Here is a 13,461-nt window from a genome sequence, read left to right on the forward strand (position 1 = left end):
TAGACCTCGATCGAGTACTCTTATGGCAAATTTGCAACCTTTATTTGAAGCGATTTCCACTGCTAAAAACGAGCGAGAACTGCGATCGCAGGTAATTCCAGATTTAGGGAAATATTTCACAGCAACTCGATCAGGTCTCTTTTTCTTTGATCAGTTGCCAATGGTTGATCCCAAGCTACAAAAGGTGTTTGAAACAGCGCTTTCGGCGGATTACAATCCGGTTGTGCGGTATTTAGTCGATCGACATTCTCCGGTGCATGATCAAGTGATTTCACCAAAAGCTTGGAAATTAATTTGTCCACGTCCGGATCATTGGCATGTCTTAGCAGGCCCGCTTGTGAATCGAGGCAAGTTAATTGGAGGCGTAGGATTTACGCGCACGCAAGACATGAAAGCTTTTGATACACAGAATTTGATCGATTTAAGCGCGATTTGTTTGCATCTTTCGACTTGGGTTGCCACGGTGCGATCGACGAGCTTACAGAGCGATCGCTTAACCGATCGAGAACTCGAAATTGCAACACTCGTCGCTCAAGGATTGACCAATGCAGAGATTGGCGCAAAGCTTTGGATTACTGAAAATTCAGTAAAGCAAGCACTTAAGCGAATGTTTCGCAAGTTAGAAGTTTCATCACGAGCAGAAATGGTAGCAATGCTCAAGGCTGTTGAAGTTGCGTCTTGAAATGCACGTGATAAACTGGGCAGAGAAGAACTGTGGGGTGAGATATGACTTCAGCAGTAATAGAAATTTTGAAGTCGATCGAGGCACTGTCTCACGCAGAGCAGCAAGAATTGATTCGAGCATTGTGCGATCGTGAGATGGATCAACCTTTGGAAGTCTCATTAGGAGCTGATCCAAGTTTTGATACATTTGACGCAGAGAGTAAGCGTGAAGCTTTGCGTCAGAAACTCTTGTCTGGATTGGAACAAGTACAACAGGGACGAGTTGTAGACGGAGAAGTCGTGTTTGAACGATTCCAGGCAAGGCTTCGTCAGATGAGCGAGTCGCAGGAATGAGTTATCGATTTTCTGAAGATGCGATCGCTGATCTAGAAGAGATCTTCGAGTATCTAGGAAACTATAGCGTTGAAGCTGCTGCGAAGTTGTTTGATCGAATTCGCCAACGAGCAAAGTTAACCGCACGTTTTCCAGAATCAGGCAGATCTTATGACGACCTAATTCCTGGTTTAAAGGGATTTGTCGTGGACAACTACATTGTGTTTTATGTTCGTTTCGGCGACGGCATTGAGATTTTGCGGGTCATTAGTGGTTATCGGGATCTGAAGTCAATCTTTGAACCGGATTAGCGCGATCGTCAGTGTTGCATCCTAAACCTGTTGAAGTAAATTCTTGATGATGTCTAAGTATTCAGGGGCAACGGTTGGAGCATTCGCAGTTGTTTCGATAATCAGATCGCCAACAGTTTCGATCGCACGTTCATTTAGAGAATCAATCAGCAATTCTGGCATGGTTAAATTCATTTCGGCAATTTGCTTCAAGATTGCGTTGGGATTGGGTTGAGTGACGATCGCGCTTAAAGCCTCCAACTCAGATTGGGGTAGCTGATTAATGAAATCGACCCATTCAGAAGTCGGTTGAGAATCAGCATCCGGTTCGAGTTCGCGCCGCATAGTCGAAAGTTCGAGATCGAGTAGTTCTTTTTGCTGACGACGATCGAGGATTTGATGCTCAAGCTGACCGAGTTCGGATTGCAGTGATGAGATTTGAGATTGAAGATTCTCGATCGCACCTTGTAAAGACTTAGAACTGCCCTCAACTTGCTGGCGCTTGGGTTCAGCCGATTCGAGAAATTGAGTGAGGTCTGAACGATATTTTTCCAGTTCTTTGACTTTGGGCTGAAGCGTTGCCACTTGTATCTCTAACTGTTGTCGTTGTGCAAATAAAGCATTGACTTCTTTGGTTAATTCCGCTTTTTGGCTCTGTTGTTCAGCCAATTGAGCTTGGAATTGATTGACCTGAGCTTGCGTTGTTTTCAATCCCAATTCAGCCCGTTGTTTTGCAGATAATGTTGCGGACAATGATTTATTTAATTCGGCTTCTTTTTGCTCTAATTCTTGCAGTTTCGTTTGCAGCACATAGATTTGATTCGCAGGAGAAGCTTGGGGAGAAGTAATATTCCAGCTTAATTCTTCTTTCTGCTGCCAGAGATTCGAGCTTTGAATCTGTAGATTACGGAGTTGAGTTTGCAGCGCATTCAGACTGTTAGAAATCTGATCGCGCTCTTGGGTCATCATCACCAACGCTTCGTAAGCTTCAGAGCGTTTGCGTTGTAGTGCCCGAATGTGCCCAGTTAATTCTTGCGATCGCTGGTTGAGCGCCTGCCGATGTTGTCCTTCTGCCACGGCTGCACCAACTAAGCTAGCAAACAGGGTGAGTGCCCCAGTGATCAAGGATCTTGAAAAGTCTCGCGTGATCAATAAACTAAGACAGAAACTCACACTGAGCGCAACAAAACTGAGTAACAAGCGGCTTTTGAACATTACAGGCGATGAGAAGGGGTCTGACTGACCATTTTATCCAAGACTCGTAAAATCAGAACCGCGATCGCAACGGTTGCAACTAAAAACAGCCAATATCCAGACGCGATCGCCCTAGATTGATCCAATGCCCAACCGCCTAAGGGCGGTCCAATAAAGTATCCCAATGCCCAGCACTGCGAATTAATGCCTAAATAAACCCCACGCAACGATTCGGGTGCTAAATCCACAACAAACGCTGACGCTGACGGCAAATACGTGACCAACGCAACCGCCAATACGCCAAATACGGCAACTGCCCACGCAAAATGGAAAGCGCCTGTGACCCACACGAGAGTAAATGCGATCGCCCAACATCCCGCAGACATTATCAGCACTCTGGTACGCCGGAACGAATTCAAAAATCGAGTCATCGGCAACTGAATCAGCACTGATAACGCGAGATATGCTGTGTACAAAATGCTAATCGTGGAGGGTTCAAATCCTTTATCACCATTGATTTTGACGAAATTCGTGAGATACAACGGCAACGTACTATCAATTTGCACGATGTAGGTTGTAAACATGGTGTTGACGATCGCGAAAGTCAATAATCGGCGATCGCTCAAGGCAACTTTCCACCCGCTCCATTGAGAATGAGAATAAATCAATCGCTGCGTTTCTTGAATCATGAAATAAATCACAATTAAGAAAATGAGAAACGAAATTCCATCTACTACAAATAGTGCCCGATAGGCTCCTGTCGTACTGATTAACAATCCGCCTAACACTACTCCAATTCCCAGTCCTAACGTATCGGCGAGCCGAGTAATCGAATAGGCTTCATTGCGTTGTTCGGGTGTGGTCAGGTCTGCAACCGTCGCTTCTGTCGCAGGCCAGTAAAGTCCAGTTCCCAACCCCATCAACAGATTGCCAAGCACAAAGACTGGGAAATCATAAGCCGTCGCAAAGGTGAAAGACGCGATCGCTGAAATCATCGCCGACATCAACAACGTCCGTCTGCGTCCCCAAAACTTAGAATCTGCAAACGTGCCCCCCAATACCCGTCCAACAACGCCTGAGATAGAGGCGCTGCCGATTCCGACTCCAACGGCTGTAGCAGAGAGTCCCACCTGATTAACAAAGAAAATCGGAGCGTAGAAGAGGGTGAATCCAGTTCCGACTTGAGAGAGTAAGCGACCAAAGGCAAGTAACCAAACCTGATGCTGAAGACGAGGGAGAAAAGGCATAAATTGAAATTCCATTCACGATCGCCGAAACGTAATCGCGATGAATTGTAATGCAGGCGCGAATCCAGCACGCCAGTATGACCAGGTATGGCTGCCCGATCGCACGCGATATTGATGGGCAATGTTTAATTGTCGCAACCGAATGTGGAACAGGGCAACCCCTTGATTGCGAAAATCTTGATCCCCACAGTCTAAATAGAGCTTAAGCACTTTAAAGCGCTCAGGGTCAGCGGCTTCGGCAATCCGGAACGGATCGTAGGATCTGTAGTGATCCGTCAAGCGATCGATACCCGTTAATCCCTGTCCATGCGCTGAAGCTCGATTCGATGCCCACTCTACATCAGTCATACTGACGATCATTTCATCCGTGTAAATCGAGGGGCTGAATGAAACGCAGGTTGAAAATATCTCTGGATATTTCAACGCATAGACGAGCGCACCGTATCCGCCCATCGACAGTCCTAGAATGCCTCGGAACCATTTCTCAGACTTGATCCGGTATTTCGATTCGATCACAGGCATAAACTCTTGAAAGAAAAAATCTTCATAGCACAAAGAGCGATCGTAGTTATTGATGTAACGGCTGTTTCCTCCGTCGGGCATCACTAGAATCATTGGAGGAATGGTTCTATTGGCAATCAGTTCATCTGCGGTTAAATGGGTTTCCCCATAGCTAATCCAAGACGTATCATCAGCTCGACTACCGTGCAGTAAGTAAACGACTGGATAAGACCGAACGGAAGTTTCGTAGTCGTTAGGAAGATAGATCGTATAGTGAATCGGTTTGCCTAAAATTTGACTCTGGATTGTGAGTCCTTCTTGAACGATGCCTCGTGCCATTCAATCCCCCGTAATTAAGATTTTTGGAGAACGATCGTATTGACTAACCGAAGAAATACGTCCAAATCCTCGATTTCATCTGCTCGAAAAACAACGTTCACAAAAGCAAGCGGGTTAAATCGTCCAGACGACTGTCCATATGTCTTGCGCCGAATTGCAAGATCCCCGTTTCCAGTGGTTAATTCAAGCTCCTGTGCTTCAATCCGTCCTGGCTCCCGATTCCGAAAAACAACATTGATAAATCCCGAACCCACTTCTAAATCAATGTCCTTCGCGGTTGAAAACCGAGCAACACTCACCTGAGCAAACTCACTTTGTGCCCGTTGTAGCCGAATTGCTGTCCAAACTCGTTCCGCAGCTTGAGCAAAAAGGTAGGCATCATTGACTAATAGATCTGGAGCCGCTCCGCTAATAGAGAAACGCTGTTTCATTGTGGGCTGATCCGACAAGAAGGGTTGATTGTTCCAGGAATATTCAAATGAAGTCCTGTGATAGAGTCCATTTCTATAGATGCGCGTCATACGCTTACGCAGTCCCGTTGTTTCTGAAAAGCGCAAAACCTCGCCCTTGATCCCTTTACGAGTTTGCCAGTAATGAGCAATTCCTAGTGCACCGACAAAAGAGCATTCAGATCTAGGAGGGCGAAACATGGTGATATACATCCACGCAAACAGTACTGTTGCCAACCCTCCTCCGAGCCAAGCCCAAATTGACCCTATACCAAAAGAGTTGAGTAGTATCCCAACTAAGAATCCAAACGCGATAACAACTAGGCTGAGGATAGCAAAGAGGAAGAGATAGAAAATACTGCTCAGCAATAATATCCAAGAAGAGAACATAGTCAGTACAAACTCCAGTAAAGTTTGCAAAATTGGTGTTCTCCTCGATCGATTGAGTTCCTCTGTAATGCCTACCCCTGATGCGCTAATCACTGCTCCAATCTCTGGAGGTGGCGATGCAAAGAAAAACGTATCAGGATGGAGCAGCACGCCGTTATGATCCCTCATCTGTGCTGGCGGAGTCCAAACTGTCTGATAAGGAGTTTTCATCAATATCGTCTCGTGGATCACTTCAGTTTCTCAAGTAATTTGATTACTTTTTGGTAATTTCCCGTATTCCCTTGCCGTTGAAATAAATCTGCGGCTTTTTGCAGATCTGAGATCGCGCCTTGTTTGTCGCCCAATCTAGCGCGTGTACTGCCTCGATCGAGGTACATACCAGCATCATCGAGCAAGATCTTAGAGGCTTGGTCATAGTCCTGGATTGCGCCTTGTTTATCCCCTAACTCATAGCGGATAAAGCCTCGATTGTTGTAGGGATTTGCAAAATTCGGCTGAAGTCTAATTGCTTGGTCATAGTCTTGGATTGCGCCTTGTTTATCTCCTAACTCAGAGCGAACAAATCCTCGATTGTTGTAGGCAAGGGCATAATCTGGCTTGACGCGAATCGCTTGACTATAGTCCTGGATAGCACTCTGTTTGTCTCCCGATTCGTAGCGGGCAAGTCCTCGATTGTAGTAAGCCTTGGCATAATCTGGCTTGAGTTTAATCGCTTGGTCATAGTCTTGGATTTCGCCCTGTTTATCCCTTACCATAGAGCGGGCAAGCCCTCGATTGTAGTAAGCTTGGGGGAAATCCGGCTTGAGCTTAATTGCTTCCGTCCAATCCTCGATCGCGCCTTGATAAGCTCGCCTCCTAGCTTTTTCTTGTCCCCTATCAAAAAGCTCCTGGGCGCTCATTGCTGAAAAAGATGAATCTGTCGTCGTTGAAGGCTTTGATACCTGTGCTTGCACTGTAGGGGAAGACAGAGGAGTAGGCGATATTGTCGGTGAATTCGATGTTTGGGTTTGCCCCTGAGTACATGCACCCAAGCTGATCGCGATCGCTAAACTTATGCTGCCTAAAACTTGACCGCTGAGATGCGATCGAAGGTTCTGATTCAGTTGTCTCATTATCTGCAACCCTATCTAAAGATTTCTTGAGCGGTTTCACTAACATAGCTCTGGGCAAAGCTTTGGGAACTTAGAAGGATCTAATCTGACGCGTCAGTCTCGCGGCGTTTTCAAGCTCCTGAAGCTTCACAAGGTAGGAGCAGGCATTCTTATTACCCTGTTGGCATCCACTCCAGAGAATCGAGCGACTTTGTTCCAGCTTGGCGCACTCTGTCGGGTCGTTGAAGTAACCGCAGCCATGAACCGCACCTGATCCAGAGATCGCAGCAGTATCATACCGATCAGCTTGCCTCGCTGGAACCTGCTGCTTTCTAACTCGGCGCTTTCTCAGAGGACGCTTCCGTCTAGACTTGAGTTCATTCACTTGAGTCGTGAACTGCTCTGAGGTTGGTGTTTGAGTTGATTCTGCACTCATTACAGGCAAACAAGTCAATAGTGCTAATGTAAGCAGCGCAAACGGAGCTAAAGCAGCCTTGATTCCAAATTTCATGATTGAACCTCTCGTCTTTACAAGATTGAACAAAAAACTATCGTTCTGAAGCTAGAGAGCTTATGCCTTTGTTTTGAGAACCGCTCATACTCTACAGGACGAGAAATGAATGACAAAATATTGTGCGAGATCTAGTTGAAGCGCAGTCCTGTACGATCGCCTAACTTGCCAGCATTTCATCTCTCCAATCGCTGATAAACATATGCCCCGGTGCGTGAGTGATGGCAAATTCAGGTTTAGCTCTTGCAATGGCAGTCTGAGTCGTAACTCCACAAGCCCAAAATACCGGAACTTCACCCTCTCGGATGGTCACTGCATCTCCATAGTCAGGACAAGATAAATCGGTGATTCCAAGTTGCTCTGGATTGCCAATGTGAATCGGTGAGCCATGAGCCTTGGCAAAGCGACTCGTGACTTCTACTGCTCGAATCGCATCCTGTGGAGTGAGCGGACGCATGGACACAACGAGAGGACTGGAGAACGTACGATTTGCTAAACAATCGATCGAGGTTTTGTACATCGGCACATTCTTACTTTCCTCAATGTGCCGAACGGATAGTCCTGCATTCAGCATTGCAGTCTCGAATGAGAAGGAACACCCAATCAAAAACGCAACCAGGTCATCTCTCCAAAACTCGCAAATGTCTGTGGTTTCCTCAATTAACTGACCGTAGCGAAAGATGCAATAACGCGGTAAATCAGTTCTAATATCTGCACCAAGCGCAATCAGTTTCGGCTCTGGATCACCCACGTCAGTCACATCTAGAATCGGACAAGGTTTGGGATTTCTCAAGCAAAATAGAAGAAATTCAAACGCCAAATCGTAAGGCAATACGACTAGATTCGCTTGTACATAACCAGGCGCAAGTCCAGGTGTCGGGCGATCCAGTTGACCCACCCGGCAAAGGTGGCGAAATTCAGTTGGAATCGTAGGATTGAGCATCAAAAAACTCCTTAGCTAGATATTTAGGGGCGAGACCATTCAAAAGCGCTAAATATTCGGACATTCACTGGGAATCCATCGACGCTCTGAGAAATCTGGTGTCGGGCAACTTATCGCTGGTGGCATTCCAATCACAAATAACCCGATTAACCATGGCAACACAGATGAAGCAAGCACTAAGCAGAGCACACCGTACACACTGGAGCAAAACACAGATGTATCTATCCCGCGTTGCAGGACATAGATCTTTGGCTTCTTTGGATAATAGAATACTGTGAGAGACTTTCTGAGCGAAGACTCCTTCATCGCTGCTGCTTCAGCATCGGCATAGCTGCTAAAGTGACAAGAGTCATCGCCTCTAGCTAGATATATATCACCACCAACAGTATATCCGTAGAAAATAGTGTAGCAATAATAGTCCCAAGTCCCGTCGCTAAGAGAGCGCACAAGAAAATCTGTTGCTTCTGCCTGAATTTCAGGCCATTTTTTGCTTCGAGCGCCCCGCCAGAGCATCTGCAACGAGCACCAGATGAAGAGAATACCAGCACTCCCAAACATACAAAACATTACGAGGCGACCAATGATAGCGAAGATGATCATGGTATCTGAGTGGGTAATGAACTATCGTTTTCCTCATACATCACTCCTAACTTCTTAGCAGTGATAACCTTATCTTTCGCAGCACAGAGAACTGATGCGCTGTCTCAGATCGGAGGTGAGCAAATGTCAAAGTGAGCACCGTTCTGGATCTCCAAATCCACCGCCACCTGGTGTTTCAATCACAAATACATCACCCGGCTTGACTAAAACTTCTGCTTTGCTAGAGAGTGGTTCGATCGTGCCGTCTTGTCGTACCACTGAATTGCATCCCGTCTTGCCAGGTTGCCCCCCCATCAGTCCAAACGGGGGAACAATTCGATGCCCGGATAGAATTGCCGCCGTCATGGGTTCCCGAAACTGAATGCGCCGAACCACCCCATTGCCACCGTGATGTTGCCCCCTGCCGCCACTGTTCGATCGAATCGAAAATTCCTCAACCAGTACAGGAAATCGCCACTCTAGAACTTCTGGATCAGTCAGGCGAGAGTTGGTCATGTGGGTTTGTACCGCATCAGTGCCATCGAACGTTGCCCCCGCGCCAGAACCGCCACAGATGGTTTCATAGTACTGATGCTGTTGATTGCCAAAGGTGAAGTTGTTCATCGTGCCTTGAGAAGCCGCCAGAATACCCAACGCACCATAGAGAGCATTCGCGATCGCTTGTGAGGTCTCGACATTGCCAGCAACCACAGCAGCAGGCGGACGTGGATTGAGGAAACACCCTTCAGGAACAATCATTTCGAGTGGCTTGAGGCAGCCTGCATTCAGCGGGATATCATCCTCGACTAAGCTACGGAAGACATAGAGAACCACCGCCTTGCAAATCGCCAATGGAGCATTCAGATTGCTCGATCGCTGCTCGGATGTCCCGGTGAAATCAATCCGAGCAGAGCGAGTCGCAGAATTAATGGTTAACTCAACACAAATCCGACTGTCATCATCCATTCGATACTCAAAGCGACCTGGATTGAGAGTCTCAATCACTCGCCGAACTGATTCTTCTGCATTGTCTTGAATGTACTGCATATAGTTCTGTACCGTTTCAAGCCCATAGGCGTGAACAATGCGACGAAGTTCTTGTACTCCTCGCTCATTCGCTGCAATTTGAGCTTGCAGATCGGCTAAGTTCTGAACCGAATTACGAACTGGATAGGGATGATTCGTAAATACTTCTAGTAGTTCTGCTTCTAGAAAGCGTCCTTGATCTACGATTTGTAGATTATCGAGAAGGATGCCTTCTTGTTCGATCGATTGACTATGCGGTGGCATCGAACCGGGTGTGATACCGCCAATATCCGCATGGTGCCCGCGTGAAGCCACATAAAACATCGGAGTAGAGCGATCGGCCACAAAGACTGGAGTGATGACTGTGATGTCAGGTAAATGAGTCCCGCCATTGTAGGGATTGTTGGAAGCATAAGCATCTCCAGGCTTGAGAGTTGTGCCTCTTGCCTGAATGAGACTACTCACACTTTCACTCATCGAGCCTAAATGTACGGGAATGTGCGGTGCATTGGCGACCAGTTGCCCAGAGTGATCAAAGATGGCACAAGAGAAGTCGAGCCGCTCTTTGATGTTGACGGAATAGCTTGTATTTTGCAGGGTGATGCCCATTTCTTCTGCGATCGCACGAACCAGATTGTTAAAAATCTCCAGCATCACGGGATCAGGCATCGCAGCAGGCAATGAGAGAGCAGCACCTTGAGTCTCTTCTACCTTGCTCAAAATCAGATAGTTCTGCTGCGTCAGTTCCGCACACCATCCGGGTTCAACGACGTTTGTTCCTGTGGGTTCGAGAATCAGGGCGGCTCCTGTAATGCGATCGCCCGGTCTGAGATCTTGACGACGATAGACCGGAGTTTGATGCCGAGCCTCTTTGGTGTAAATCGGAACGGTTGCAATTGCGATGAGTGGCGTGATTCTCTGATCGGAGAGCAACGGTTCTGCGATTGGGTTTGCGTGGGCGATGGCTTCGACAGAAACTGCCTCTACAATCAAGCTTTTTTCGGGCATTGAAAAGCCATAGCGCTGCTCGTAAATTGCCTCAAATTGCGATCGCATTGCTTCGACTTGATCGAAATCAACGCTCAATGCAGAATCCGTCCCTTGATAGCGCAGCCTTGCTTTGAAGACCGTTTGAATCTGATCGGCACTCACGCCCTGAGCAATAATTTCTGCTCGACTGTCTAAATCGAGTGCGGCTAAAGCTTTTTCTAGTTCAGGCATCTTCGTTTCGTCCAGATTCGCTTCGATCGCGCGATCTTTCAACGTTCGCACATCGGCTAACCCAATCCCGTAAGCGGATAAAACGCCTGCAAACGGATGAATGAAAATCTTGGTCATGCCCAATGCTTCTGCAATCAAGCAGGCATGTTGTCCACCTGCTCCCCCAAAGCAACAGAGCGTGTACTGGGTCACGTCATAGCCGCGTTGAACGGAGATTTTTTTAATCGCATTTGCCATTTTGTCGATCGCAATTGCCAGAAAGCCAGCCGCGACCTGTTCATCGGTGCGATTGTCCCCGGTAGCCGTCCGAATTTCTGCACTGAGCGCTGCAAATTTTTGTTCAACGATCGTGCGATCGAGCGGCAGATTTCCTTCCACTCCAAACACCTGCGGAAAGAACTCAGGCTGAACTTTTCCTAGACGAACATTGCAATCGGTCACGGTTAGCGGTCCACCCTTGCGATAGCACGCAGGACCCGGATTAGCACCCGCCGATTCAGGTCCAACTCGATAGCGCGACCCATCAAACCGCAGGATTGATCCCCCTCCGGCTGCGACCGTGTGAATCGACATCATCGGCGCACACAGTCTAACTCCTGCGACTTCAGTTTCTAAGGTTCGCTCGTACTCGCCATTGTAGTGAGACACATCGGTGGAAGTGCCGCCCATATCAAAACCAATAATTTTGTCAAACCCTGCTGTGGTACTGGTTTTCACAGCCCCGACAATGCCCCCCGCAGGGCCTGAGAGAATACTATCTTTCCCTTGAAATCGCGCTGCTTCAGTCAGTCCACCATCTGATTTCATAAACTCTAGCTTGGTTGTCGAGCGAGGCAATGCCGTGCCCACTTGCTCGACATAGCGCCGTAGAATCGGAGAAAGGTAGGCATCGACGACAGTTGTATCGCCTCGACGAATCAGCTTCATCAATGGACTGACTTCATGAGAAATAGAAACCTGCTGGAAGCCTACTTTACGGGCGAGACCTGCAATCTGTTGTTCGTGTTTTGGGTAGCGGTAACTATGCAGTAGTGCGATCGCAACTGCCCGAATTCCATCTTGGTAAGCCTGTTGAAGAAGAGTGGTCAATCGCAGTTCTTCCTCAGAGGTGATGGAGACCAGTTCTTCTCCTTGTGCCGTGTAGCGTTCTTGAACCTCAATCACTCGTTCATAGACTCGCTCAGGTAAAACGATCTGACGCGCAAAAATATTCGGTCGATTTTGATAGCCGATCGCGAGCGCATCCCGAAAGCCTTGAGTCGTCAGCAGTAAAGTTCGCTCTCCTTTGCGCTCTAGTAGGGCGTTCGTCGCAACTGTCGTGCCCATTTTTACGACTTCAACTGTTCCCGGCGGAATCGCGCGATCGCTCGATAGTCCCAGGATGTCTCGAATGCCTTGAATCACGGCATCTTGATACTGTTCGGGCTGCTCTGAAAGTAGCTTATAAATAATAATCCAGGAGCGATCGGCAAGGGGAGTGACCTGGAAGCGACCCGCAATCATTGAGAGGCGATCGACGATTCCTTGATCATCGGTCACTGCAACTAAATCGGTAAACGTCCCCCCTCGGTCTGCAAATACTTTTAGCATAATTGCCTCGACTAACCCATTGAGTTTAGGTGTTGCTTGTATTTTAGGATTGCCATATCCTACAGGATGAAAATTGAATGACAAAATATCTTTTAGGATATAGTTGACAATGCAGTTTCAAGAACTCAGCGAGATTGAGCTTCGACAGATTTGCTACTTCATGGAAGTTGTGCAGAACCACAACAACTTCACCGAAGCAGCAAAGCGCATCGGCATTAAGCAACCACCACTGAGCAAGCGGATTCAGGCGCTAGAAGCATTTCTCAGCCGCAATCAACCGAATCCAGTGAAGTTATTCGATCGCAGCAAGCGTCCCATCGAGTTAACCGAAGCAGGTCAAGTCTTTCGTTCTGAAGTGCAGCAAGCATTGAGGCATCTAGAGCAAGCAATGTCTACTGCCCGACAAGCGAGCCAAGGAAAGATTGGACGATTAAGCATTGGAATGAATAATGCCATTGCCAATACAACTTTGCCTGAAATTGTGCAAGCCTTCGCCCAACGGTTTCCCAATGTAGAACTAGAACTGCATGAGATCACGATCCAGCAAGAAGTTCAGATGCTGAAGCAGCATCAATTGGATGTCATCTTTCAGCGTTTTTCGAGTTTTGAAGAGACCGATCCCGCATTGAGCGTTCAGCCGATTCTGGAGGAATATTTTGTCGTGGCGCTACCCATTCATCATGTGCTGGCAAATCAGCCGACCGTTCCATTGACGGCGATCGCAAATGAATCGATCCTCTTACCTTCCCTGGATGTGCTGCCTTTTTATGAAAAAATCATCACGCTTTGCCGCGAGGCAGGATTTGAACCGAAAATTAATCCGACCGTAAGTGTAACAGGTGTCGTCACTCTGCTCAGCCTCATCGCATCAGGGGTTGGCGTGTCTATCCTGCCCAATCATGTACAAACGCTCCAGCGAGAAGGTGTCGTATATCGAGCGATCCAGAATGCAACGCTGAACCGACAGATCGCGATCGTGTGGCGACAAGAGGATTCATCGATTGTTTTACGTCAATTTCTCAAAGTCGTACAGGAGGTCATGAATTTGTCGCTGCAAGATTCTTGGTAATCCAGGCAAGTCATCCAAAATCGAG

General features: G+C 47.5%; 13 protein-coding genes. 4 read left to right on the forward strand and 9 right to left on the reverse strand.

What is annotated here, in order from left to right; all coding sequences use genetic code 11:
- Positions 1-22 precede the first annotated feature (22 nt).
- The 3 genes from ACMUEV_RS04225 to ACMUEV_RS04235 are packed head-to-tail and all read left to right on the forward strand — an operon-like array spanning position 23 to position 1,307.
- The gene (locus ACMUEV_RS04225) at positions 23-682 is read left to right on the forward strand and encodes a helix-turn-helix transcriptional regulator (RefSeq protein ID WP_190653531.1); all 660 of its coding nucleotides are present in this window, start codon (positions 23-25) and stop codon (positions 680-682) included.
- 44 nt (positions 683-726) lie between these two features.
- A complete protein-coding gene (locus tag ACMUEV_RS04230) occupies positions 727-1,017 on the forward strand; it encodes a hypothetical protein (RefSeq protein WP_017290527.1) in 291 nt (96 codons plus the stop codon).
- Positions 1,014-1,307, forward strand: a complete 294-nt coding sequence (locus tag ACMUEV_RS04235; protein WP_017290526.1) for a type II toxin-antitoxin system RelE/ParE family toxin — start codon at positions 1,014-1,016, stop codon at positions 1,305-1,307. Before ACMUEV_RS04230 ends, ACMUEV_RS04235 begins: the two co-directional genes overlap by 4 nt.
- 21 nt (positions 1,308-1,328) lie before the next feature.
- Here the strand turns inward: ACMUEV_RS04235 and ACMUEV_RS04240 are convergent, their stop codons facing one another.
- The 9 genes from ACMUEV_RS04240 to ACMUEV_RS04280 all read right to left on the reverse strand — a co-directional run bounded on the left by ACMUEV_RS04240 (position 1,329) and on the right by ACMUEV_RS04280 (position 12,451).
- The gene (locus ACMUEV_RS04240) at positions 1,329-2,501 is read right to left on the reverse strand and encodes a tellurite resistance TerB C-terminal domain-containing protein (RefSeq protein WP_017290525.1); all 1,173 of its coding nucleotides are present in this window, start codon (positions 2,499-2,501) and stop codon (positions 1,329-1,331) included.
- A complete protein-coding gene (locus ACMUEV_RS04245) occupies positions 2,501-3,727 on the reverse strand; it encodes an MFS transporter (protein WP_225885673.1) in 1,227 nt (408 codons plus the stop codon). Before ACMUEV_RS04245 ends, ACMUEV_RS04240 begins: the two co-directional genes overlap by 1 nt.
- Before the next feature lie 15 nt (positions 3,728-3,742).
- Positions 3,743-4,567, reverse strand: coding sequence for an alpha/beta hydrolase (locus ACMUEV_RS04250; RefSeq protein WP_190653530.1), 825 nt, complete (start codon positions 4,565-4,567; stop codon positions 3,743-3,745).
- 14 nt (positions 4,568-4,581) lie between these two features.
- A complete protein-coding gene (locus ACMUEV_RS04255; RefSeq protein ID WP_190653529.1) occupies positions 4,582-5,616 on the reverse strand; it encodes a hypothetical protein in 1,035 nt (344 codons plus the stop codon).
- Positions 5,617-5,633: 17 nt separating this feature from the next.
- Positions 5,634-6,518, reverse strand: coding sequence for a tetratricopeptide repeat protein (locus ACMUEV_RS04260; RefSeq protein ID WP_190653528.1), 885 nt, complete (start codon positions 6,516-6,518; stop codon positions 5,634-5,636).
- Positions 6,519-6,588: 70 nt separating this feature from the next.
- Positions 6,589-7,008 (reverse strand): hypothetical protein, encoded by a 420-nt coding sequence (locus ACMUEV_RS04265; protein WP_190653527.1) that lies wholly within the window; start codon positions 7,006-7,008, stop codon positions 6,589-6,591.
- A gap of 160 nt (positions 7,009-7,168) precedes the next feature.
- A complete protein-coding gene (locus ACMUEV_RS04270; RefSeq protein WP_190653526.1) occupies positions 7,169-7,951 on the reverse strand; it encodes a putative hydro-lyase in 783 nt (260 codons plus the stop codon).
- 48 nt (positions 7,952-7,999) lie between these two features.
- Positions 8,000-8,551 (reverse strand): DUF3592 domain-containing protein, encoded by a 552-nt coding sequence (locus ACMUEV_RS04275; RefSeq protein WP_190653525.1) that lies wholly within the window; start codon positions 8,549-8,551, stop codon positions 8,000-8,002.
- A gap of 126 nt (positions 8,552-8,677) precedes the next feature.
- The gene (locus tag ACMUEV_RS04280; RefSeq protein ID WP_415354734.1) at positions 8,678-12,451 is read right to left on the reverse strand and encodes a hydantoinase B/oxoprolinase family protein; all 3,774 of its coding nucleotides are present in this window, start codon (positions 12,449-12,451) and stop codon (positions 8,678-8,680) included.
- A gap of 25 nt (positions 12,452-12,476) precedes the next feature.
- Here ACMUEV_RS04280 and ACMUEV_RS04285 point away from each other — a divergent pair, with 25 nt between their 5' ends.
- Positions 12,477-13,436 carry a LysR family transcriptional regulator gene (locus tag ACMUEV_RS04285; RefSeq protein ID WP_190653524.1) on the forward strand — a complete coding sequence of 320 codons (960 nt, stop codon included), beginning with the start codon at positions 12,477-12,479 and terminating at the stop codon, positions 13,434-13,436.
- The last annotated feature ends 25 nt before the right edge of the window (positions 13,437-13,461 follow it).

This window comes from Leptolyngbya sp. FACHB-1624 (assembly GCF_047649235.1).
Taxonomy (GTDB): Bacteria; Cyanobacteriota; Cyanobacteriia; order Leptolyngbyales; family Leptolyngbyaceae; genus Leptolyngbya; species Leptolyngbya boryana.